This is a genomic window from Streptomyces sp. 1331.2, assembly GCF_900199205.1.
GTDB lineage: Bacteria > Actinomycetota > Actinomycetes > Streptomycetales > Streptomycetaceae > Kitasatospora.
In genome coordinates this window covers 2,357,373-2,381,347 of record NZ_OBMJ01000001.1, presented here as the reverse complement: position 1 = coordinate 2,381,347, position 23,975 = coordinate 2,357,373, and the positions used below count along the sequence as shown (strand labels likewise).

Sequence of the window (23,975 nt, the reverse complement as noted above, 5' to 3'; positions counted from 1 at the left end):
TGCATCCGGCCGTCGTATCGCGTAGAGTTCTTCGAGCTGCCTGGCAGGGAGCACCGGACACGCGTCGGCGCGGACGGTCCCGGGGCAGCCAATCCCTTGAAACACCACTTCCCGGCTCGGGCTGGGTCGTTTATGCGTTTTTACGCTCAGCGGCTCGGCGTTATTCGGCGTGTTCATTTTATCGGATTGCGGCTGGATTCGCTTCTCGGAGCGGGGATCGGCTAGAGTTTGGAACGTCGGACGGGGCGTCAAACCCCGGAAGACACCGGCGAGTTGGATGAACGAAGCCCCGGAAACGGAGCGGAAATCATCTGATAAGCTGGGAACACGAAAGAACGAAGCCCGGAGGGTCCGCTGGAAGGCGGTCCGAAGGAAGCGTCCGTTCCTTGAGAACTCAACAGCGTGCCAAAAGTCAACGCCAGATATGTTGACATCCCCGGCCTCAGGTTTCCTGGGGTTGGAGATTCCTTTTGAAATAACACTAGCGAGGACGCAGTGCGCGGGATCACCCTATTCCGGTGGTTGCCGTGCCGCTCAACGCGAGTGCCGCCCGATTACGGGTAGACATTCACGGAGAGTTTGATCCTGGCTCAGGACGAACGCTGGCGGCGTGCTTAACACATGCAAGTCGAACGGTGAAGCCCTTCGGGGTGGATCAGTGGCGAACGGGTGAGTAACACGTGGGCAATCTGCCCTGCACTCTGGGACAAGCCCTGGAAACGGGGTCTAATACCGGATATGACCCGGGAGCGCATGCTCTCGGGTGGAAAGCTCCGGCGGTGCAGGATGAGCCCGCGGCCTATCAGCTTGTTGGTGGGGTAATGGCCTACCAAGGCGACGACGGGTAGCCGGCCTGAGAGGGCGACCGGCCACACTGGGACTGAGACACGGCCCAGACTCCTACGGGAGGCAGCAGTGGGGAATATTGCACAATGGGCGCAAGCCTGATGCAGCGACGCCGCGTGAGGGATGACGGCCTTCGGGTTGTAAACCTCTTTCAGCAGGGAAGAAGCGCAAGTGACGGTACCTGCAGAAGAAGCACCGGCTAACTACGTGCCAGCAGCCGCGGTAATACGTAGGGTGCGAGCGTTGTCCGGAATTATTGGGCGTAAAGAGCTCGTAGGCGGCCTGTCGCGTCGGATGTGAAAGCCCGGGGCTTAACCCCGGGTCTGCATTCGATACGGGCAGGCTAGAGTGTGGTAGGGGAGATCGGAATTCCTGGTGTAGCGGTGAAATGCGCAGATATCAGGAGGAACACCGGTGGCGAAGGCGGATCTCTGGGCCATTACTGACGCTGAGGAGCGAAAGCGTGGGGAGCGAACAGGATTAGATACCCTGGTAGTCCACGCCGTAAACGTTGGGAACTAGGTGTTGGCGACATTCCACGTCGTCGGTGCCGCAGCTAACGCATTAAGTTCCCCGCCTGGGGAGTACGGCCGCAAGGCTAAAACTCAAAGGAATTGACGGGGGCCCGCACAAGCAGCGGAGCATGTGGCTTAATTCGACGCAACGCGAAGAACCTTACCAAGGCTTGACATATGCCGGAAACACCTGGAGACAGGTGCCCCCTTGTGGTCGGTATACAGGTGGTGCATGGTTGTCGTCAGCTCGTGTCGTGAGATGTTGGGTTAAGTCCCGCAACGAGCGCAACCCTTGTTCTGTGTTGCCAGCATGCCTTTCGGGGTGATGGGGACTCACAGGAGACTGCCGGGGTCAACTCGGAGGAAGGTGGGGACGACGTCAAATCATCATGCCCCTTATGTCTTGGGCTGCACACGTGCTACAATGGTCGGTACAAAGGGCTGCGATGCCGTGAGGCGGAGCGAATCCCAAAAAGCCGGCCTCAGTTCGGATTGGGGTCTGCAACTCGACCCCATGAAGTTGGAGTTGCTAGTAATCGCAGATCAGCATGCTGCGGTGAATACGTTCCCGGGCCTTGTACACACCGCCCGTCACGTCACGAAAGTCGGTAACACCCGAAGCCGGTGGCCTAACCCGTAAGGGGAGGAGCCGTCGAAGGTGGGACCAGCGATTGGGACGAAGTCGTAACAAGGTAGCCGTACCGGAAGGTGCGGCTGGATCACCTCCTTTCTAAGGAGCACATAGCAGCTTCGGGCGAATGTCCCGGAGTGCTCGCTCATGGGTGGAACGTTGACTATTCGGCACAGGAAGAGATCGGACTGCTAGTACTGCTTCGGCGTGGAACGCTTCCGGGATTGACTGTGTCGGGCACGTTGTTGGGTCCTGAGGGAACGGGTAACCGTTGTCTCAGTGGTTGCCGGCCTCACTTGAGGCAGCCCGGTTCGGGTTGTTGAGGGTGTGTGACTGGTCGTTGTTTGAGAACTGCACAGTGGACGCGAGCATCTGTGGCCAAGTTTTTAAGGGCGCACGGTGGATGCCTTGGCACCAGGAACCGATGAAGGACGTGGGAGGCCACGATAGTCCCCGGGGAGCCGTCAACCAGGCTTTGATCCGGGGGTTTCCGAATGGGGAAACCCGGCAGTCGTCATGGGCTGTCACCCGCTGCTGAACACATAGGCAGTGTGGAGGGAACGCGGGGAAGTGAAACATCTCAGTACCCGCAGGAAGAGAAAACAACCGTGATTCCGGGAGTAGTGGCGAGCGAAACTGGATGAGGCTAAACCGTTTTGGTGTGAGACCCGGCAGGGGTTGCCATTGCGGGGTTGTGGGAATGAGCTTCAGTCGTCTGCCGGCGGCTGGGCGAGTCAGAAACCGTATGGGTAGTCGAAGGACATGCGAAAGGTCCGGCGTAGAGGGTAAGACCCCCGTAGACGAAATCTGTACGGCTTGCTTGCTCATCTCCCAAGTAGCACGGGGCCCGAGAAATCCCGTGTGAATCTGGCGGGACCACCCGCTAAGCCTAAATATTCCCTGGTGACCGATAGCGGATAGTACCGTGAGGGAATGGTGAAAAGTACCGCGGGAGCGGAGTGAAATAGTACCTGAAACCGTGTGCCTACAAGCCGTGGGAGCGTCGTTCATCAGCTTGCTGGTGGGCCGTGACTGCGTGCCTTTTGAAGAATGAGCCTGCGAGTTTGCGGTGTGTAGCGAGGTTAACCCGTGTGGGGTAGCCGTAGCGAAAGCGAGTCCGAATAGGGCGTTTGAGTTGCATGCCCAAGACCCGAAGCGGAGTGATCTAGCCATGGGCAGGTTGAAGCGCGGGTAAGACCGTGTGGAGGACCGAACCCACCAGGGTTGAAAACCTGGGGGATGACCTGTGGTTAGGGGTGAAAGGCCAATCAAACTCCGTGATAGCTGGTTCTCCCCGAAATGCATTTAGGTGCAGCGTCACGTGTTTCTTGCCGGAGGTAGAGCACTGGATAGGCGATGGGCCTTACCGGGTTACTGACCTTAGCCAAACTCCGAATGCCGGTAAGTGAGAGCGTGGCAGTGAGACTGTGGGGGATAAGCTCCATGGTCGAGAGGGAAACAGCCCAGAACACCGACTAAGGTCCCTAAGCGTGTGCTAAGTGGGAAAGGATGTGGAGTCGCAGAGACAACCAGGAGGTTGGCTTAGAAGCAGCCACCCTTGAAAGAGTGCGTAATAGCTCACTGGTCAAGTGATTCCGCGCCGACAATGTAGCGGGGCTCAAGCACATCACCGAAGTCGTGTCATTGCAGCATTGAGGGCCAACGCCTGCTGTGATGGGTAGGGGAGCGTCGTGTGCCGGGTGAAGCGGCGGTGGAAACCAGTCGTGGACGGTATACGAGTGAGAATGCAGGCATGAGTAGCGATACAAGAGTGGGAAACTCTTGCGCCGATTGACCAAGGGTTCCTGGGTCAAGCTGATCTGCCCAGGGTAAGTCGGGACCTAAGGCGAGGCCGACAGGCGTAGTCGATGGACAACGGGTTGATATTCCCGTACCCGCTTTGAAGCGCCAACGCTGAACCTCTTGATGCTAAGCCCGTGAAGCCGGCCCGGAGTCTTCGGACAAAGGGACGTGGTGGAGCCGGTGACCCAACGGGGTAGTAGGTGAGCGATGGGGTGACGCAGGAAGGTAGTCCAGCCCGGGCGGTGGTTGTCCCGGGGTAAGGGTGTAGGCCGTGAGGTAGGCAAATCCGCCTCACGTTAAGGCTGAGACCTGATGCCGAGCCGATTGTGGTGAAGTGGATGATCCTATGCTGTCGAGAAAAGCCTCTAGCGAGTTTCATGGCGGCCCGTACCCCAAACCGACTCAGGTGGTCAGGTAGAGAATACCGAGGCGTTCGGGTGAACTATGGTTAAGGAACTCGGCAAAATGCCCCCGTAACTTCGGGAGAAGGGGGGCCATTCCTGGTGACGGGCCTTGCGCCTTGAGCTGGGGGTGGCCGCAGAGACCAGCGAGAAGCGACTGTTTACTAAAAACACAGGTCCGTGCGAAGCCGTAAGGCGATGTATACGGACTGACGCCTGCCCGGTGCTGGAACGTTAAGGGGACCGGTTAGCTCCATTTCGGTGGGGCGAAGCTGAGAACTTAAGCGCCAGTAAACGGCGGTGGTAACTATAACCATCCTAAGGTAGCGAAATTCCTTGTCGGGTAAGTTCCGACCTGCACGAATGGCGTAACGACTTCTCGACTGTCTCAACCATAGGCCCGGTGAAATTGCATTACGAGTAAAGATGCTCGTTTCGCGCAGCAGGACGGAAAGACCCCGGGACCTTTACTATAGCTTGATATTGGTGTTCGGTTCGGCTTGTGTAGGATAGGTGGGAGACTTTGAAGCGGCAACGCCAGTTGTTGTGGAGTCGTCGTTGAAATACCACTCTGGTCGTGCTGGATGTCTAACCTGGGTCCGTGATCCGGATCAGGGACAGTGTCTGGTGGGTAGTTTAACTGGGGCGGTTGCCTCCTAAAGGGTAACGGAGGCGCCCAAAGGTTCCCTCAGCCTGGTTGGCAATCAGGTGTTGAGTGTAAGTGCACAAGGGAGCTTGACTGTGAGACTGACGGGTCGAGCAGGTACGAAAGTAGGGACTAGTGATCCGGCGGTGGCTTGTGGAAGCGCCGTCGCTCAACGGATAAAAGGTACCCCGGGGATAACAGGCTGATCTTCCCCAAGAGTCCATATCGACGGGATGGTTTGGCACCTCGATGTCGGCTCGTCGCATCCTGGGGCTGGAGTAGGTCCCAAGGGTTGGGCTGTTCGCCCATTAAAGCGGTACGCGAGCTGGGTTTAGAACGTCGTGAGACAGTTCGGTCCCTATCCGCTGTGCGCGTAGGAGTGTTGAGAAGGGCTGTCCCTAGTACGAGAGGACCGGGACGGACGAACCTCTGGTGTGCCAGTTGTCCTGCCAAGGGCATGGCTGGTTGGCTACGTTCGGGAGGGATAACCGCTGAAAGCATCTAAGCGGGAAGCCTGCTTCGAGATGAGCACTCCCACCTCCTTGAGAGGGTAAGGCTCCCAGTAGACGACTGGGTTGATAGGCCGGATATGGAAGCCCTGTGAGGGGTGGAGTTGACCGGTACTAATAGGCCGAGGGCTTGTCCTCAGTTGCTCGCGTCCACTGTGTTGTTCTGAAACAACGACCGCCCTGCCGGCGGGTCGACAGTTTCATAGTGTTTCGGTGGTCATAGCGTGAGGGAAACGCCCGGTTACATTCCGAACCCGGAAGCTAAGCCTCACAGCGCCGATGGTACTGCAGGGGGGACCCTGTGGGAGAGTAGGACGCCGCCGAACAATCATTCCGAAAAGACCCCCTTCCATTCGGGAGGGGGTCTTTTTGCGTTACCCTCTGCCAATGCAGAACCTGACCCTGACCTGGCAGTCCGCCGGGGGCGCTGCCGCCGGTCTCTACGCCGGTGCGTTCGCCGCGGCCAAGGTTCGGAAGCCGGCGTTGTCGGCGCTGCTGCGGGAGGCCGGGACGCTGCTGGCGCTGTTCGCGCTCTGGCAGCTGGTCGGGCACCTGTCGGTGATGAGTACGGACCACGCGCTGGACCGGGCGAGCTGGATCCACCACACCGAGCAGGTGATCGGGTTGCCCGACGAGGCGTCCTGGCAGGCGGCGGTCACGCCGTACCCGGTGCTGGTCCGGCTGGCGAACTACTACTACGCGGTCATGCACTTCGCGGTGATGCTCGGCGTCCTGCTCTGGGTGTTCGTGCGGCACCGGGAGCGGTACTCATGGGTGCGGAACACGCTGGTGATCACCACCGCCGTCTGCCTGCTGGTGCAGTTCATTCCGGTGGCACCGCCCCGGATGCTGTCGGAGAGCGGCTTCGTCGACGTGGCTGCGGAGTACGGGCAGTCGGTGTACGGGGGCGCGGTCGGCGGTGTCGTGGTGGCTGACCAGCTGTCGGCCATGCCTTCGGTACACGTGGCCTGGTGCGTGCTGGCCGCGGTCGCGGTGATCCGGGTGTCGCGCAGCTCGCTGCGGTGGGTGATGCTGCTGCACCCGGTGCTGACCGTCGCGGTGGTCGTGGTGACGGCCAACCACTTCTGGTCGGACGGCATCGTCGCGGTGGTCATCCTCCTGCTCGCTTACGCCGTCCTGGCGTTGGCGGCACGCCGACGGGGCCGGCCCTCCGTCGGGACGAAGGGCCGACCCCGCAGCACCGCCGAGGAACGGTTGGAACAGGTCGGTTGAGCCGGCTCGGTGTCCGGTCGGTCACTTGACCGGCAGGGCGACCTTCCCCCAGGAGCCGTTGCTCAGCGCGGAGGTGGCCCAGTACCAGGCGGCGAGGCCGGAGACGGCCGCGACCCAGCCGGCGAGCTTGGCCAGACCGCCGTAGCCGCCGAAGGTGGCGATGGCGGACAGCAGCAGGGAGAGCGTCAGCAGGCCGTAGACGGCCCGGCTGAGCAGGCCCGAGCCCCAGCTCGCCGCGGTGAGGGTGAGCGCGAGCAGGGCCCACAGCAGCAGGAACAGTCCGGCGGCGTTCTTGCCGGCGCCGCCCGCCGCCGACCAGGTCGCCCAGAAGGCGCCGAGGCTGGTGAAGGCGGTTCCGGTGAAGCCCTCGCCGCCGCGGAGCTGCCAGAGGCCCGCGATGAAGAGGGTGACGCCGCCGAGCAGGTGGGCGAGGTGGGCCGCGTCGCCGACTCCGGTGCCGTGCAGGAGGCCGGTGGAGAGCAGGCCGTAGGCGAGAAGTGTCAGGCCGAGGGCGAGGTAGCCGAGGTTACCCGCGTCGGCTCCGGTGGAACGGGCGTTCGTTGCCCCGGTAGCGTCGTTGCTCACCGGAGGCTCCTTTCACTCTGGGCGCGCGCAGGGCGCAGTGACGCTGTGGTGTGGTGTCGGTGAGTGGATGCGCGCGACCGCGCCGAGGGCGCACGGCTGTGGGCGTGCGCGGGCTGCGGTCAGAAGTGACGGGCCAGGAGTGATGGGCCAGGGAAGAACCGCTGGCCACGTCCCCGCCGGGTGGATTCCCCGGTGGGATCGGTCTACCCGACGCAGGGCGCTTGTACCCTTGTGAAGATAACAATTTGTGACTGCGTCAGCTGCCGAGTGCGGACGAGTGCGGACGAGTGCGTACGAGTGCCGACGCGGGCCGACGAGCGCGCGGAGCAGCCGGAGTCGGGGAGGGCTCAGGGCCGGCGACGCTGGTTGGGCACCCGCAGGGTCAGGATCGCCATGTCGTCGGACGGCGGCTCGGGGGCGAAGCGCTCGACGGCGCGCTGGACGCGGGCTGCGACGGCGCCGGCGGTCAGGCCGGTGCAGCCGGTGAGCACCTCGGCAAGGCCGTCGTCGCCCAGCATCCGCCGGCCCTCACGGCGTTCGGTGACGCCGTCGGTGACGCACAGCAGGACCTCGCCGGGGGCGAGCACCAGGGTCTCGGCGGTGAGTTCGAGGTCGTCCATGACGCCGAGCAGCGGCTGCGGGGTGGCGGCGCGGTCGACCCGGCCGTCGGTGCGCAGCCGCAGCGGGAGCGGGTGGCCGGCACAGACCAGGGAGAGTTCGGTGCTGCCGTCCGGTCGGGGCGTCAGTTCGCCGTAGAGCAGGGTGAGGAAGCGGCTGCGCGAACCCTCGTCCAGGATGGCCGCGTTGAGGCGGCTGAGCACCTGCGGGGCGTCCAGGCCCTCGCGGGCGAGCAGCCGCAGCGAGTGCCGGGCCAGGCCGGTGACCGAGGCGGCCTCGGGGCCGGTGCCGCAGACGTCGCCGATGGCGAAGCCGTAGGTGCCCTCGCGGATGGTGAACAGGTCGTAGAAGTCCCCGCCCACCTCGTTGCCCTCGCCGGCGGCCTGGTAGTAGACGTCCACCTCGACGCCCGGGATCTCCGGCAGGTCCGGCGGCAGCAGGCTGCGCTGCAGGGCCTGGCTGGTGGCGGTGCGCTCGGAGTAGAGGCGGGAGTTGTCGAGGGCGAGGGCGGCGCGACGGGAGAGGTCCTCGGCGAGTTCGAGGATCTCCTGGCGGAACCGGACGCCGGCCGGGACGCCGAGGGCCAGCAGGCCGATGACGCGGTTGCGGGCGGTCAGCGCGATGGCGACGGTCTCGCCGAGCAGGCCGGCGAGTTCGGGGTTGTCGGTGAGTCCGCCGGCTTCGGCGGCTTCGGCGGGCGCGGTCCAGAAGCGGACGCCGTGGGTGGGGCCGGCCGCGGGGGCGGGGGTCTTGTCGAGCAGGTCGCGCAGCGGGTCGATGCGGTCCTCGTCCTCGTGCAGGACGAAGGCGAGCCGGGCCGGGGACGTGTGGTCGGCGGTGGTGTAGACGGCGCACCAGGAGGCGAGGGTGGGGACGGCCATCTGGGCCATCAGCGCGAGGGTCTGCTCGTGTTCGAGGGTGCCGGCCAGCAGGTCGGAGGCCTCGACGAGGAAGGAGAGCGAGCCTCGGCGAAGCCGTTCGAGCTCGGTCAGCCGGGTGCTCTCGACGGCGAGGGCGACCCGGTCGGCGGCGGACTGCAGGCGCAGCGCGTCCTCGTTGTCGTAGCGGCCCGGCGAGGCGGCGGCGATGCCGAGCGAGCCGATCAAGCGGCCCTCGACCTTGAGCGGGACGGTGAGCAGGGAGCGCATGCCGCTGTCGGTGAGCAGGGGCAGGCCGGTGGGGCGGGCGCTGAGGTCCTCGTGGACGGAGGGCAGCCGGGCGGAGTGGTAGCGGTTGCCGCTCTCGACGGGGAAGCGGGTGTGCCGGCGGTGTCCGGAGGTGAGGCCGGTGGCGGCGCGGACCTCGAACTCGGCCTCGTCGTCGGTGGTGAGCAGCAGGTAGGCGGCGTCGCCGTCGAGCAGGTCGCGGGCGCGCTCGACGGTGCGCTGCAGCAGCGTGTCGAGGTCGTCGGTGGTGACCGGGCCGGCCAGCAGGTCGAGCCGGGGGCCGGCAGGGTCGGGGCGCTCGCCGGGCAGGACGCGGGAGGGGGAGCGCAGGACGGCGCGGTCGGGTTCGAGGACGAGCAGGCAGAGGGTGGAGGGGACGCCCGCGGTGTCGCGCACGCGCACCTGCACGCCGTACACCTCGACCTCCCGGCCGTCTTGGCGGCGGATCCCGTAGCCGCCCTCCCAGCGGGCCATCCGCAGGGTGTCGGTCAGATCGAGGCCGCGGCCGGCGGGCTTCGGCCAGACGGCGAGGTCGGCCCAGGGGCGGCCGAGGACGGCGCCGGCGGGGTAGCCGAAGAGCGCCTCGGCGTCCGGGTTCCAGGCCAGGACGCGGCCGTCCTCGTCGAGTTGGACGACGGCGACGTGCACCGGTCCGGGGCTGCTGGGCAGGTCGCTTCCGGGGGTGGCGGGAACGGCGTAGCGGGTGCCGAGCACGTGTGCGGGCAGGGCGAGGCGGAACCAGACGGTCTTCCGGCCGGCCCCGTACTCGACGCCCCATCTCTCGGCGAGGGCGGAGCACATCAGCAGGCCGCGGCCGCCTTCGCCGTCGGGGTCGGCGTAGCGGTCGGAGGCGGTGACGGGCCCGTCACCGAGGGAGGGCAGGCCGCGTTCGGGGTGGCGGTCGGTGACCTCGATCCGGACGGTCTCCTCCTCGCGCAGGCAGCAGACCTCGGCGGGGGTGCCGGCGTGTACGACGGCGTTGGTGACCAGCTCGCTGACCAGCACGACCGCGTCGTCCACGACCTCGGGCAGACCCCAGCCGAGCAGCGCGTCCCGGACGAAGCCCCGGGCGGCCGCCGCGGACCTGCCGTCGGGGTCGAAGGTGGCGGCTGCGCGCGCGGTGACCACGTTGCCACTTCTCCTCTGCTGCTTCTTGCCCTGGCTGTCCGGGGTGCGGCGCCGACTTTCCCCGTGCGCGCCGTCGGGGTGAGCGGCGGCGCTGGGTCGGGTCGTGGCCCGGTGCAGCGCTCCACCCTACTTTCCGCTTGGTTCCCCGTGGGGGCGGGGCGTCGAAACAGGCACCTGAGGGTGATTCTGCCCACCTGTTTCGGACGGTGCGGTGCTTTCCGTGCGTAACCGGCCGTACACCCGGCGCCGGTGCTGCCAGACTGGGGGGTCCGCACTGACCGGTACGAGCAGTACGGTCGTGTGGGTGCCGGTGCGCCGCAGGCCGCCGGTACGCAGCCCAGCCGGGCCGGTGCCCGGGCGCGCGTGTCGCGCTCGGCACGGGCGGTCACCGGACAGTTCACGATGTGGGAGGGGCCCGTTGAGTTCGGCCACCAAGGACGCAACCGGTACGACGCCGCCCGCCCAGCGCGGCGGCCGCCCCGGGACCGCGCCGCGGAACGCGGCCGGCCGTCGGGCGAGCCACAACCGCGGTGCGGAGCCCGCCGACCTGCGCAAACTGCTGTCCGCGCTGACCGCGATGCGCGACGGCAACTTCCGCCGCCGGCTGTCCGTCCCGGGCGACGGGCCGCTGGCGGAGATCGCCGCGGTGTTCAACGAGGTCGCCGAGCGCAACCAGCACCTGACCGGTGAACTGGCCCGGGTGCGGCGGGCGGTGGGCCGCGAGGGCCGGCTGAACGAGCGGCTGGAGACCGGGGCCGGCGAGGGCGCCTGGATGGCGGCGACCGACAACTGCAACGCGCTGATCGACGATCTGGCCCGTCCGATGGCAGAGGTGGGCCGGGTGCTCACCTCGATCGCCGAGGGCGACCTGGACCAGAAGATGGAGCTGCGCTCGCTGCACAGCAACGGGGTGAGCCACCCGCTGCGCGGCGAGTACCTGAAGATCGGCCGGACCGTCAACGGACTGGTGGACCAGCTCTCGGAGTTCACCGACGAGGTGACCCGGGTGGCCCGCGAGGTGGGCACCGAGGGCAAGCTCGGCGGTCAGGCCAAGGTCCGTAGCGTGTCGGGCAGTTGGAAGGACCTGGCGGATTCGGTCAACACCATGGCCGGCCGGCTGACCGCGCAGGTGCGCAACATCGCGCAGGTGACCACGGCGGTGGCCAAGGGCGACCTGTCCCGCAAGGTCACCGTCGAGGTGGCCGGCGAGATGCTGGAGCTGAAGAACACCGTCAACACGATGGTGGACCAGCTGAACGGCTTCGCCGCCCAGGTCACCACCGTTGCCCGGGACGTGGGGACGGAGGGCCGGCTGGGCGGTCAGGCCCAGGTGCCGGGCGTGGCCGGGGTGTGGCGGGACCTCACCGACTCGGTGAACTTCATGGCCGACAACCTGACCGGCCAGGTCCGCAACATCGCCCAGGTGACCACGGCGGTGGCCCGCGGTGACCTGTCGCAGAAGATCGAGGTGGACGCGCGCGGCGAGATGCTGGAGCTGAAGAACACCATCAACACGATGGTGGACCAGCTCTCCGGCTTCGCCGAGCAGGTGACCCGGGTGGCCCGCCAGGTGGGCACCGAGGGCCGGCTGGGCGGTCAGGCCCAGGTGCCGTGGGCGGCCGGGGTGTGGCGGGACCTGACCGACAACGTCAACTTCATGGCCAACAACCTCACCGACCAGGTGCGCAACATCGCCCAGGTGACGACCGCGGTCGCCAAGGGCGACCTGTCGCAGAAGATCCAGGTGGACGCGCGCGGGGAGATCCTGGAGCTGAAGAACACCATCAACACGATGGTGGACCAGCTGGGCGCCTTCGCGGACGAGGTCACCAGGGTCGCCCGGGACGTCGGCACCGAGGGCATCCTCGGCGGTCAGGCCAGCGTGCCGGGCGTGGCCGGGATCTGGAAGGACCTGACCAACTCCGTCAACCTGATGGCCAACAACCTGACCAGCCAGGTCCGCAACATCGCCGAGGTGACCACGGCGGTGGCCCGCGGAGACGTGTCGAAGAAGATCACCGTCGACGCCCGGGGCGAGATCCTGGAGCTGGTGACGACCGTCAACACCATGGTCGACCAGCTGTCGGCCTTCGCCGACGAGGTCACGCGCGTTGCCCGAGAGGTGGGCACCGAGGGGATCCTCGGCGGTCAGGCGCGGGTGCGCGGGGTGTCGGGTATCTGGAAGGACCTGACCGACAACGTCAACTTCATGGCGTCCAACCTGACCGGTCAGGTCCGCAACATCGCCGAGGTCGCCGGCGCGGTGGCCCGCGGAGACCTGTCCAAGAAGATCTCCATCGACGCGCAGGGCGAGGTCGCGGCGCTCGCCGCCACCCTCAACACCATGGTCGACCAGCTCTCCTCCTTCGCCGTGGAGGTCACGCGCGTTGCCCGCGAGGTGGGCACCGACGGCACCCTGGGCGGTCAGGCGAGCGTGCCCGGCGTGGCCGGGATCTGGAAGGACCTGACCGACAACGTCAACCTGATGGCCAACAACCTGACCGGTCAGGTGCGCAACATCGCGCTGGTGATCACCGCCGTGGCCCGCGGCGACCTCTCGCAGAAGATCGACGTGGACGCGCGCGGGGAGATCCTGCAGCTCAAGACCAGCATCAACACCATGGTCGACCAGCTCTCCGCGTTCGCCGACGAGGTCACCCGGGTCGCCCGCGAGGTGGGCACCGACGGGCGGCTCGGCGGCCAGGCCCGGGTGCCTGGCGTGGACGGCACCTGGCAGGACCTGACCGAGTCGGTGAACGAACTGGCCAACAACCTGACCCGGCAGGTGCGTGCGATCGCCCAGGTCGCCACCGCGGTGACCAGGGGCGACCTGAGCCTGCGGATCGACGTGGACGCGGCGGGCGAGCTCGACGAGCTCAAGGACAACATCAACCAGATGATCGCCAACCTGCGCGAGACCACCCGCACCAACCAGGAGCAGGACTGGCTCAAGACCAACCTGGCCCGGATCTCCGGCCTGCTCCAGGGCCGCCGGGACCTGGAGGCGGTCGCGTCCCTGATCATGACCGAGCTGACCCCGGTCGTCTCCGCCCAGCACGGCGCCTTCTTCCTCGCCCAGCCGGCCGGCCGCACCGCCGAACTGATCACCGAGGACGACGACGAGAACGACACGGTGCTGCGCCTGATCGGCAGCTACGGCTACCAGCGCAGGGCGATGCCGACCACCTTCCGCCCCGGCGAGTCGTTGATCGGCCAGGCCGCGGTGGAGAAGCGGGCGATCATCCTCAAGGAGGCGCCGCCCGGGTACCTCAAGATCGCCTCCGGCCTCGGCGAGGCCTCCCCGGCCCACATCGTGGTGCTGCCGGTGCTGTTCGAGGGCCGGCTGCTGGGCGTGATCGAACTGGCCACGTTCAGCTCCTTCACGACCGTCGCGCTGGACTTCCTGAACCAGATCGCGGACCTGATCGGTGTCACGGTCAACACCATCAGCGTCAACACCAAGACCGAGGGCCTGCTGCTGGAGTCCCAGCGACTCACCGCCGAACTCTCCATGCGGTCCGCCGAGTTGGAGGCGCGCCAGGAGGAACTGGAGCGCACCAACGAGGAGTTGCAGGAGAAGGCCGAGCAACTCGCCCAACAGAACCGCGACATCGAGATCAAGAACAGCGAGATCGAGGAGGCCCGCCAGGTCCTGGAGGAGCGCGCGGAACAGCTCGCCCTGGCCTCCCGGTACAAGAGCGAGTTCCTCGCCAACATGTCGCACGAGCTGCGCACCCCGCTCAACTCGCTGCTGATCCTGGCCAAGCTGCTCTCCGACAACAACGAGGGCAACCTCTCGCCCAAGCAGGTCGAGTTCGCCGACACCATCCACGGCGCCGGCTCCGACCTGCTCCAGCTGATCAACGACATCCTCGACCTGTCCAAGGTCGAGGCCGGCAAGATGGACGTCCGCCCGGCCCGGATCGCCCTGGTCCAGCTGGTCGACTACGTGGAGGCCACCTTCCAGCCGGTCGCGCTGGACAAGAACCTGGACTTCGCCGTCCGGGTCTCGCCCGCCCTGCCGGTCACCCTGCACACCGACGAGCAGCGGCTCCAGCAGGTGCTGCGCAACCTGATCTCCAACGCCGTGAAGTTCACCGACGCGGGCGCCGTCGACTTCTCGATCCGCCCGGCCGGCCGGGAGGTCCCGCAGCACGTGCGCGAGCGGCTGCTGGAGTCCGGCTCGATCAAGGGCCCGGACGAGGAGCTGATCGCCTTCTCGGTCTCCGACACCGGCATCGGCATCCCCGGCAACAAGCTGCGGGAGATCTTCGAGCCGTTCCGGCAGGCCGACGGCACCACCAGCCGCAAGTACGGCGGCACCGGCCTCGGGCTGTCGATCAGCCGCGAGATCGCCCGGCTGCTCGGCGGCGAGATCCACGCCGAGAGCGAGCTGGGCAAGGGCTCCACGTTCACGCTCTACCTGCCGCTGCGCACCGAGGCCCCGGAGACCGGCCCGGGCGAGCAGCGGCCCTCCGCCGAGCGCCAGGCCGGGCCGAACGACCGGGTGCCGCGCGCCTCGGTCGGGGTGACCCCGGTCGGCCTGCCGGTGCCGGTCGGCGAGAACCCGGCCGACCACTGGGCCCAGGAAGTCCGGGAGATGGCCGAGGAGCGCCGCCGCGGAGCCGTCGAACGCCGCCGCAACGCCGCCCTGGAGACCGCCTCCGGGCCCCGGGCGGTCGAACCCGCCGCGCCCCGGCCGGCCAACGGCGGCCGGCGCTTCGACGGTCAGCAGGTGCTGATCGTGGACGACGACGTCCGCAACGTGTTTGCCCTCACCAGCGTGCTGGAGCAGCACGGCCTGACCGTCCTGTACGCCGAGAACGGCCGCGAGGGCATCGAGATGCTGGAGCAGCACGAGAACGTGGCGCTGGTCCTGATGGACATCATGATGCCGGAGATGGACGGCTACGCGACCACCGAGGCGATCCGCCGGATGCCCCAGTTCGCGGGCCTGCCGATCATCGCGCTGACCGCCAAGGCGATGAAGGGCGACCGGGAGAAGTCGCTGCAGGCGGGTGCCACCGACCACATCACCAAGCCGGTCGAGACCGACCACCTGCTGTCGGTGATGCACGAGTGGCTGAGCGGCGACCGCTCGTGAGCTCGAAGACGGGCCCGGGGGAGGCGTGAACCCCGGGCCGGGCCCCCGGGTTCGCGCCTGCCGGGCGGTCGCTTTGCTGGCGGTCGGGCCCGGGAACCGGGTAGGGTCACCGATCGTTGCGAACAGTGACCGGATGGCGACGCCCTGCTGAGCGTGCGCCGGAGCACTGGCCGCGCGCCGCTCCGGATCGGGTCACGACGGAGCGATGTGCCGGGCGAGGGGGTGCGGCTAGCATGACCGGGGTAGCGGTGGGCAGTACGCGAGTGCCCGCACCGGGCGGCAGGCAGGCGACAGGAGGGCGGGCCCTGATGCAGAAGGCGAAGATCCTCCTGGTCGACGACCGACCGGAGAACCTGCTGGCGCTGGAGGCGATCCTCTCGGCCCTGGACCAGACGCTGGTGCGCGCCGCGTCCGGCGAGGAGGCGCTCAAGGCGCTGCTCACCGACGACTTCGCGGTGATCCTGCTGGACGTCCAGATGCCCGGGATGGACGGCTTCGAGACCGCCGCCCACATCAAGCGCCGCGAGCGCACCCGGGACATCCCGATCATCTTCCTGACCGCGCTCAACCACGGTCCGCACCACACCTTCCGGGGCTACGCGGCCGGGGCCGTGGACTACATCTCCAAGCCCTTCGACCCGTGGGTGCTGCGCGCCAAGGTCTCCGTCTTCGTCGACCTGTACGCGAAGAACTGCCAGCTGAAGGAGCAGGCCGCGCTGCTGCGGCTGCAGCTGGAGGCGGGCGGCGGCGAGCAGGCCCTGGGCGGGGTGCTGCTGGGCGAGCTGTCCGCGCGGCTGGCGGCCGTCGAGGAGCAGGCGGAGTCGCTGGGCAAGCAGCTGGACGGGGTCGAGGACGCCGGGGTGGCGGCGACCGCCGCGCACCTGGAGCGCAAGCTCGCGGGACTGCGCCGGGCGCTGGACGCGATGCGCCCGGGAAGCCCCTGATCCGCCGCCCCGGGTTCACCCGCCCGAGTGGTTTGGTGTGGCGCACGGGTGAATCCCGGTCAGGGTGACGGTGTGTCTGCGACACGTCCGGGCGGCCCGGCTCGGGCGCATGTGCACCGGTGGTCCGCACCGGTAGGCTGCTGACCCATGGCCACTCGTACGCCCGGAAACGCAGCACGTAAGACGAGTCCGGGACCGTCCAAGAAGGCCGCGGCGAAGGCCCCCGGCAAGCCGCCCGCGAAGAAGGCGGCGGCCAGGAAGGCGGCCCCCGCGAAGAAGGCGGCGGCCAAGCCCGCACCCGCGCCGGCACCGTCCCGGTCGGTGCTGATGGGCGCGCTCAACGCACTGGCGAGCCCGATCGCCGCGATCTTCCGCGGCGCCAGGTACCTCGACCCGGCCCACCGCAAGGACGGCGTGGGCCTGCTGCTGTTCGCGCTCGGGCTGGCCACCGCCGCCGGCACCTGGTTCAGCGAGAAGGGCTGGCTCAACGACGCGGCCACCAACGTGGTCTCCGGGCTGTTCGGCCGGCTCGACGTGCTGGTGCCGTTCCTGCTGGCCGGGATCGCCATCCGGATCTGGCGCCACCCGGACCTGCCGGAGGCCAACGGCCGGATCATGATCGGGCTGACCACGCTGCTGGTCGGCGTCCTCGGCCTGGTCCACATCGGCTGCGGCGCGCCCGTGATGGGCAGCGGCGCCTCCCGGATAAGGGCGGCCGGCGGCATCCTCGGCTGGGCCGCGTCCACCCCGATGATGGCCGCCGCGGGCCCGGCGCTCGCCGTGCCGCTGCTCCTGCTGCTGGCCTTCTTCGGCCTGCTGGTGGTCACCGCCACCCCGGTCAACCGGATCCCGGAGCGGCTGCGGGCGATCGGCATACGGCTCGGCGTGGTCGAGCCCGGGCCGGACGACGAGTACCGCGGGGGGCGCACGCCGGAGCGCGACCTGTCCACCGAGCCGCCGGAGGACGCCGACCCCGACGCCCTGCCGTTCACCGTGGACAGCGGTGGTGACGATCCGGCGGACGAGGTGGCCGCCCGCCGGCTCCGCCGCCGGCGCCGCCAGGCCGACCCGGAGGATCCGGCGGAGGCCGTCCGGGTCTCCCTGGACAAGGAACCGCAGGACCCGTACGCCACCCGCAACCTCGCCGCCGGCGCGGCCGCCGATCTTGACGGCGCGCTGGTCTACGGCGTGCCCGCCTCCTCCGCGGTGGCGGACATGATGCACCAGGTGCAGGACCGCACCGCCCCGCCCGAGGAGCCCGTCGTCCCGGCCGCCCGCGGCGCAGGCCCGGGCGCGCCCGAGGAGCACGGCCCGGCACCGGTGCGGATGGAGCAGCTCCAGCTCACCGGCGACGTCACCTACGCGCTGCCCTCCCTCGACCTGCTGGAGCGCGGCGGCCCGGCCAAGGCCCGCAGCGCCCTCAACGACGAGGTGGTCGCCCAGCTCACCGGCACCTTCGCCGAGTTCAAGGTGGACGCCCGGGTCACCGGCTTCACCCGGGGCCCGACGGTCACCCGCTACGAGGTCGAGCTCGGCCCGGCCGTCAAGGTGGAGCGGATCACCGCGCTCGCCAAGAACATCGCGTACGCGGTGGCCAGCCCGGACGTGCGGATCATCAGCCCGATCCCGGGCAAGTCCGCGGTCGGCATCGAGATCCCCAACCGGGACCGCGAGATGGTCAACCTCGGCGACCTGCTGCGTTCGCGCACGGCTGCCGAGGACACCCACCCGATGGTCGTCGGCATGGGCAAGGACGTCGAGGGCCACACCGTGATGGCCAACCTCGCCAAGATGCCGCACATCCTGGTGGCCGGCGCCACCGGCGCGGGCAAGTCGTCCTGCATCAACTGCCTGATCACCTCGATCCTGGCCCGGGCCACCCCGGACGAGGTCCGGATGGTGCTGGTCGACCCCAAGCGGGTCGAGCTGACCGCCTACGAGGGCATCCCGCACCTGATCACGCCGATCATCACCAACCCCAAGAAGGCCGCCGAGGCCCTGCAGTGGGTCGTGCGCGAGATGGACATGCGCTACGACGACCTCGCGGCGTACGGCTTCCGGCACGTGGACGACTTCAACGCGGCGGTGCGGGCCGGCAAGGTCACCCCGCCGCTGGGCAGCGAGCGGGAGCTGCGGCCGTACCCGTACCTGCTGGTGATCGTCGACGAGCTGGCCGACCTGATGATGGTCGCGCCGCGCGACGTCGAGGACTCGGTGGTCCGGATCACCCAGCTGGCCCGTGCGGCCGGCATCCACCTGGTGCTCGCCACCCAGCGGCCCTCGGTGGACGTGGTCACCGGCCTGATCAAGGCCAACGTGCCGTCCCGGCTGGCCTTCGCGACCTCCGCGATGGCCGACTCCCGGGTCATCCTGGACCAGCCCGGCGCGGAGAAGCTGATCGGCAAGGGAGACGCGCTCTTCCTGCCGATGGGCGCCAGCAAGCCGATCCGGATGCAGGGCGCGTTCGTCACCGAGGCGGAGATCGCCAAGGTGGTGCAGCACTGCAAGGACCAGCTGAGCGCCGTCTACCGGGACGACGTGACGGTCGGCGGCGGGCCGAAGAAGGAGATCGACGAGGAGATCGGCGACGACCTGGACCTGCTGATCCAGGCGGCCGAGCTGGTGGTCTCCACCCAGTTCGGCTCGACCTCGATGCTCCAGCGCAAGCTCCGGGTCGGCTTCGCCAAGGCGGGCCGGCTGATGGACCTGATGGAGTCGCGCGGGATCGTCGGCCCCAGCGAGGGCTCCAAGGCCCGCGACGTCCTGGTGAAGCCGGACGAGCTCGACGGGGTGCTGCTGACCCTGCGGGGCTGAGGACGGACCTGCGGGGCTGACGGGCCGTGTCCTCCGCCGGGGGCCGGGTCCTCCTCCCGGCCCGTGTCCCGGGCGGGTGTCACTCGTTCGGAGGAGGGCGGGCGCGGTGTGCGGAACCGGACGTCCGTACACCGCGTCACAGGCCGGGAAGCGAACGCCGGGTCCTCCGCGCGACTGCGCTGACGGCCGGTCAGCGCAATGCCGGGCCCCGGCCGGAGCGGGTGCGCGCATTCGGTCCCTCTCCGCTTGAGAAACGATCCGCCCACGCCCCTAGACTGTTCCCCAGCAGGTGGCCATCCGCTCGAAAGGCGTGCCCCGTGACCATCGGCAAGTCCTCCGACCGCGAGAACGCCCCGTCGTCCGTCCTGCCGACCGACGACGCGGTGCAAGCGGCCGATGCCCCGAGCATCGGCCGGGTGCTGTCCGCCGCCCGGATCGACGCGGGACTCACGGTGGACCAGGTGAGTACCGCCACCAGAGTCCGGGTGCCGATCGTCCATGCCATCGAGGAGGACGACTTCGGCCGCTGCGGCGGCGACTTCTACGCCCGCGGGCACATCCGCCTGATCGCCCGCGCCGTCGGCGCGGACGGCGAGGCGCTGGTCGCCCGGTACGACGCCGCGCACGGCGGCTCCCCGGCCTCCAAGCGCCCGGCGGGTCAGCTGATCGACAGCGGCCCGATCAAGGTGCCCAGCCGCGGCCGGCCGAACTGGGCGGCCGCCATGGTCGCCGCGATCGTCGCCGTGGTCGCCCTGATCGGCTTCAACCTGGTCAGCGGCAAGGGCGGGCACGGCACCACCGGCTCGGCCAGCGCGCCGCTGCCCAGCGGCTCCGGCACCGGCTCGGTGGCCCCCGCGGCCAGCCCCGCCGTCCAGCCGCCGGCGCCCGCGCCGAGCGCCGCCGCGATCGCCGCCGTCCCGGCCGACAAGGTCACCGTGAAGCTCGTCGCCGCGGGCACCAGCTGGGTCTCGGCGATGAACGGCAAGGGCGAGTCGCTGTTCCAGAACAACATCAGCGACGGCCAGGACCAGACCTTCACCGACGCCAAGCAGATCAAGCTGGTGCTGGGCAACGGCGGGGCCGTGCACGCGTACGTCAACGGGAAGGACCTCGGTCTCCTCGGCAAGGACGGCCAGGTGGTGCACGTCACGTACACCCCCGGAGACCCGCAGGCGGGCTGACCACAGGGGCTGCGGAGCCCGCTGATGATCAGCTGATCCGAGGCGCGCGGCCTCCGGGGCGAACGGCACCGGAGGCCGCGCGTTAATCTTGGGCCTATGCCTGAACGCCGCACTGTCGCCCTTGTCACGCTCGGATGCGCCCGCAACGAGGTGGATTCCGAGGAACTCGCCGGGCGACTGGAAGCCGACGGCTGGTTGCTCGTCGACGACGCCGCCGAGGCCGATGTCGCCGTCGTCAACACCTGCGGCTTCGTCGAGGCCGCCAAGAAGGACTCCGTGGACGCCCTGCTGGAGGCCAACGACCTCAAGGGCCACGGCCGCACCCAGGCCGTCGTCGCGGTCGGCTGCATGGCCGAGCGGTACGGCAAGGAGCTCGCCGACGCCCTGCCCGAGGCCGACGGCGTGCTCGGCTTCGACGACTACGCCGACATCTCCGACCGCCTGCAGACCATCCTCTCCGGCGGCCACCACGCCCCGCACATCCCGCGCGACCGCCGCAAGCTGCTGCCGATCAGCCCCGCCGAGCGGCAGTCCGCCGCCGAGGCCGTCGCGCTGCCCGGCCACGGCGCCGAGGCCGCCGCCGAGCCGATCGCCGACCTGCCCGAGGGCGTCGCCCCGGCCTCCGGCCCGCGCACCCTGCGCAAGCGGCTGGACGACAATCCGGTCGCCTCGGTCAAGCTCGCCTCCGGCTGCGACCGGCGCTGCTCCTTCTGCGCCATCCCGGCCTTCCGCGGCTCCTTCATCTCCCGCCGCCCCTCCGACGTGCTGCACGAGGCCCAGTGGCTGGCCGGGCAGGGCGTCCGCGAGATCGTCCTGGTCAGCGAGAACAACACCTCGTACGGCAAGGACCTCGGCGACATCCGGCTGCTGGAAACGCTGCTCGGCGAGATCGCCGCGATCGAGGGCGTCGAGCGGGTGCGGGTCTCCTACCTGCAGCCGGCCGAGATGCGCCCGGGCCTGATCGACGCGATGACCGGCATCGAGGACATCGCGCCCTACTTCGACCTGTCCTTCCAGCACTCGGCGCCCGCCGTGCTGCGCCGGATGCGCCGCTTCGGGTCCACCGACCAGTTCCTGGAGCTGCTGAAGACCATCCGCGACAAGGCTCCGCAGGCCGGCGCCCGCTCCAACTTCATCGTGGGCTTCCCCGGCGAGACCGACGAGGACTTCGCCGAGCTGGAGCGCTTCGTCACGCACGCCGGGCTGGACGCGATCGGCGTCTTCGGCTACTCCGACGAGGAGGGCACCGAGGCCGCCGGCTACGACGGCAAGCTGCCCGAGGACGTGATCGCCGACCGGCTGGACCGGCTCAGCCGGCTGGCCGAGGAGATGACCGCCCAGCGGGCCGAGCAGCGGATCGGCACCGAGGTCGTGGTGCTGGTCGAGTCGATCGAGGACGGCGTGGTCGAGGGCCGGGCCGCCCACCAGGCCCCGGAGACCGACGGCCTGACCACCCTCGAAGGCGTCGAGGCGCCCGCGGTCGGGCAGTTCTGGCGGGCCAAGGTGGTGGCCAGCGAGGGCGTCGACCTGGTCGCCGAGGCGCTGGAGCAGGTCCGGCCGGCCAGGACGTCGGGGGCCGAGACCCCGGGAGCCGGGGAATGACCCAGGGGCCCGGCGCCCCGGCCGCGGCCCACCCGGGCAGACCGGCGGCCGCGGTGCCGTCGACCCCGGGGGTCTGGAACATCGCCAACGTGCTCACGATGGTCCGGGTGCTGCTGGTGCCGGTCTTCGTGGCCCTGCTGTTCGCCGGCGGCGGGCACGATCCCAAGTGGCGCTCGGTCGCCTGGGCCGCGTTCGCCATCGCGATGATCACCGACCTGTTCGACGGGGAGATCGCCCGCCGCAAGGGTCTGGTCACCGACTTCGGGAAGATCGCCGACCCGATCGCCGACAAGGCGATCATGGGCTCGGCGCTGATCGGCCTCTCGCTGCTCGGCGACCTGCCCTGGTGGGTCACCGTGGTGATCCTGGCCCGCGAGCTCGGCATCACCCTGATGCGCTTCTGGGTGATCCGCTACGGGGTCATCCCGGCCAGCCGCGGCGGCAAGCTCAAGACGCTGACCCAGGGCACCGCGGTCGGCATGTACGTGCTCGCCCTGACCGGCTGGCTGGCCACCGGGCGGGCCGTGCTGATGGGGCTGGCGGTGCTGCTGACCGTCGGCACCGCGCTGGACTACGTCGGACAGGCGCTGCGACTGCGCCGCGAGGGACGGGCCGCGGAGCGCGCGGACCGGTGAGCGACGGGGGAGACCGGGTGGCGGAGCACGACCACGGGCTGGCCGAGCGGGCGCACGCCGCCCTGCGGGCCGAGGGCGGCACCCTGGCCGTCGCCGAGTCGCTGACTGGGGGGCTGCTGGCCGCCGCGCTGGTGGACGTCCCCGGGGCGTCCGCGACCTTCCGGGGCTCGGTCACCGCGTACGCGACCGAGCTGAAGGCCTCGGTGCTCGGCGTCGACGAGGGCCTGCTGGACGTGTACGGGCCGGTCCACCCGGTGGTGGCCCGGCAGATGGCCGAGGGCGTGCGGCGGCTGCTGGGTGCCACCTACGGGCTGGCGACCACCGGGGTGGCCGGTCCGGAGCCGCAGGGCGGGCAGCCGGTGGGCACCGTACACCTGGCGGTCGCCGGACCGGGGGGAACTCTGGTCACTTCGCCCCTGCTGTCGGGCGGGCGTGCCACAATCCGTCACGGGGCGGTGACTGCCGCGCTGGAGCTGCTCGTCGGCCGGCTCGCACGATGACGGCCCTCGCCGACGGATCTCCACCGAACCGAGATCTGCCGATCTGGCGCACGGGGACGACACAGCTGGAGGATCGTGTTACATCCAACAGCCTGGTTGGGCAGAAACCAGGTGGCGAACGAGTTGCGTGACGGTGGCCGGGTGGCCCGCGTCGGGTACCACGAGGGGCCCACGGACCCGGGGACGACACCGGAACGAGGAGGGGGACAGCCTTGCAGCCCAGAGTGAACACGACCAGGGTCCCCGCACGCGAAGCGGGCAAGGCGGTACGGTGGGGTCGTGACATCTCGATCCGCAGTCCGAGGAGGGAGGCACCGATGATCCTGCTCCGTCGCCTACTGGGCGATGTACTGCGTCGGCAGCGCCAGCGCCAGGGCCGCACACTCCGCGAGGTGTCGGCGGCCGCCAGGGTTTCGCTCGGGTACCTCTCCGAGGTCGAGCGGGGACAGAAGGAGGCCTCCTCGGAGTTGCTCTCCGCCATCTGCGACGCACTCGACGTCCGGATGTCCGAGGTCATGCGCGAGGTCAGCGACGAACTGTCGCTCGCCGAACTTGCGGCGATGGCCACCCTCTCCGAAGGTGATCTGCTGAGGCCGGTACTCGAACCGGTTCCGCTTCCCGCCCCCGGCAGCGACCGGGCGACCATGTCGCCCAAGGCCGCCGCGATGGACGTGGTCGCCGCCTGATCCCGGCCTCGACTCCCGGGCGTCCCTGCCCGGGGCGAGCGAAGGGAGGGCGGTCGTGCGAAGAGACGTGCGGATGCGCCCGTCGGCCCGAATACGGGCCCGGGCGCGACTGTTGCTCCGGGCGCGACGTCCGGTGCGGCCGGTCCTGGCGGCCGTGGCGGCCGGGTTCGCCTGGTGGCTGCTGATCGTCCGGGGAGAACTCGCCGACGGTGCGGCGCTCGGGCTGCTCGCGGCCGGAGGCTGGGGGCTCGGTCTCATCCCGGTGCACGCCGACCGGAACGCGACCGGACCGGCCGGGCGCCGGCCCGAGGAGGCGGTCCGGCCGGTGGAGGCGCAGCCGCCGCAGATCGGGTGAGTGCGACCCGGGTGACGACGGCTCGGGAGACACAGCTCGGGAGATCAGACGTGGCCGGAGGCCGCGGGGTCCT

12 protein-coding genes and 3 rRNA genes are annotated in these 23,975 nt (G+C 69.0%); 13 read left to right on the top strand and 2 right to left on the bottom strand.

Annotated elements, in window-relative coordinates:
* The first annotated feature begins 567 nt into the window (after window positions 1-567).
* The 4 genes from CRP52_RS09950 (at window position 568) to CRP52_RS09935 (ending at window position 6,584) form a co-directional block, all read left to right on the top strand.
* A 16S ribosomal RNA gene (locus tag CRP52_RS09950) occupies window positions 568-2,091 on the top strand.
* Window positions 2,092-2,368: 277 nt separating this feature from the next.
* A 23S ribosomal RNA gene (locus CRP52_RS09945) occupies window positions 2,369-5,489 on the top strand.
* 71 nt (window positions 5,490-5,560) lie between these two features.
* Window positions 5,561-5,677: ribosomal RNA gene (gene rrf, locus CRP52_RS09940) — 5S ribosomal RNA — on the top strand.
* Together the 16S, 23S and 5S rRNA genes form the textbook arrangement of a ribosomal RNA operon.
* Before the next feature lie 61 nt (window positions 5,678-5,738).
* A complete protein-coding gene (locus tag CRP52_RS09935) occupies window positions 5,739-6,584 on the top strand; it encodes a phosphatase PAP2 family protein (RefSeq protein WP_097236062.1) in 846 nt (281 codons plus the stop codon).
* A 21-nt stretch (window positions 6,585-6,605) separates the two neighbouring features.
* Here CRP52_RS09935 and CRP52_RS09930 read toward each other — a convergent pair whose 3' ends face one another.
* Together CRP52_RS09930 and CRP52_RS09925 are read right to left on the bottom strand one after the other, a co-directional pair.
* Complete coding sequence (locus tag CRP52_RS09930) at window positions 6,606-7,169, bottom strand: acetate uptake transporter (RefSeq protein ID WP_097236061.1); 564 nt, start codon at window positions 7,167-7,169, stop codon at window positions 6,606-6,608.
* 347 nt (window positions 7,170-7,516) lie between these two features.
* Window positions 7,517-10,081, bottom strand: a complete 2,565-nt coding sequence (locus CRP52_RS09925) for a SpoIIE family protein phosphatase (RefSeq protein ID WP_097236060.1) — start codon at window positions 10,079-10,081, stop codon at window positions 7,517-7,519.
* A 418-nt stretch (window positions 10,082-10,499) separates the two neighbouring features.
* Between CRP52_RS09925 and CRP52_RS09920 the strand changes: the two genes are divergently transcribed.
* The 9 genes from CRP52_RS09920 to CRP52_RS09880 all read left to right on the top strand — a co-directional run bounded on the left by CRP52_RS09920 (window position 10,500) and on the right by CRP52_RS09880 (window position 23,902).
* Complete coding sequence (locus tag CRP52_RS09920) at window positions 10,500-15,185, top strand: HAMP domain-containing protein (protein WP_179852744.1); 4,686 nt, start codon at window positions 10,500-10,502, stop codon at window positions 15,183-15,185.
* 305 nt (window positions 15,186-15,490) lie between these two features.
* Window positions 15,491-16,129 (top strand): response regulator, encoded by a 639-nt coding sequence (locus tag CRP52_RS09915; RefSeq protein WP_097239978.1) that lies wholly within the window; start codon window positions 15,491-15,493, stop codon window positions 16,127-16,129.
* A gap of 147 nt (window positions 16,130-16,276) precedes the next feature.
* The gene (locus CRP52_RS09910; protein WP_097236059.1) at window positions 16,277-18,943 is read left to right on the top strand and encodes a DNA translocase FtsK; all 2,667 of its coding nucleotides are present in this window, start codon (window positions 16,277-16,279) and stop codon (window positions 18,941-18,943) included.
* A 317-nt stretch (window positions 18,944-19,260) separates the two neighbouring features.
* On the top strand, window positions 19,261-20,124 hold the full coding sequence (locus tag CRP52_RS09905; protein ID WP_097236058.1) for a helix-turn-helix domain-containing protein: 864 nt from the start codon (window positions 19,261-19,263) through the stop codon (window positions 20,122-20,124).
* Window positions 20,125-20,220: 96 nt separating this feature from the next.
* On the top strand, window positions 20,221-21,726 hold the full coding sequence (gene rimO / locus CRP52_RS09900; RefSeq protein WP_097236057.1) for a 30S ribosomal protein S12 methylthiotransferase RimO: 1,506 nt from the start codon (window positions 20,221-20,223) through the stop codon (window positions 21,724-21,726).
* The gene (pgsA, locus tag CRP52_RS09895; protein WP_097236056.1) at window positions 21,723-22,361 is read left to right on the top strand and encodes a CDP-diacylglycerol--glycerol-3-phosphate 3-phosphatidyltransferase; all 639 of its coding nucleotides are present in this window, start codon (window positions 21,723-21,725) and stop codon (window positions 22,359-22,361) included. Before rimO ends, pgsA begins: the two co-directional genes overlap by 4 nt.
* Window positions 22,362-22,378: 17 nt before the next feature.
* Window positions 22,379-22,861 (top strand): CinA family protein, encoded by a 483-nt coding sequence (locus CRP52_RS09890; protein ID WP_373560474.1) that lies wholly within the window; start codon window positions 22,379-22,381, stop codon window positions 22,859-22,861.
* 317 nt (window positions 22,862-23,178) lie between these two features.
* A complete protein-coding gene (locus tag CRP52_RS09885; protein WP_097236055.1) occupies window positions 23,179-23,547 on the top strand; it encodes a helix-turn-helix domain-containing protein in 369 nt (122 codons plus the stop codon).
* A 55-nt stretch (window positions 23,548-23,602) separates the two neighbouring features.
* Window positions 23,603-23,902 (top strand): hypothetical protein, encoded by a 300-nt coding sequence (locus CRP52_RS09880; protein WP_143685699.1) that lies wholly within the window; start codon window positions 23,603-23,605, stop codon window positions 23,900-23,902.
* The last annotated feature ends 73 nt before the right edge of the window (window positions 23,903-23,975 follow it).

What these genes read in the sequence shown, in the direction of transcription:
- CRP52_RS09935 (WP_097236062.1), top strand. Translation starts at nt 5,739, where the DNA reads ATGCAGAACCTGACCCTGACCTGGCAGTCCGCCGGGGGCGCTGCCGCC.
- CRP52_RS09910 (WP_097236059.1), top strand. Translation starts at nt 16,277, where the DNA reads ATGGCCACTCGTACGCCCGGAAACGCAGCACGTAAGACGAGTCCGGGA.
- rimO (WP_097236057.1), top strand. Translation starts at nt 20,221, where the DNA reads ATGCCTGAACGCCGCACTGTCGCCCTTGTCACGCTCGGATGCGCCCGC.
- pgsA (WP_097236056.1), top strand. Translation starts at nt 21,723, where the DNA reads ATGACCCAGGGGCCCGGCGCCCCGGCCGCGGCCCACCCGGGCAGACCG.
- CRP52_RS09885 (WP_097236055.1), top strand. Translation starts at nt 23,179, where the DNA reads ATGATCCTGCTCCGTCGCCTACTGGGCGATGTACTGCGTCGGCAGCGC.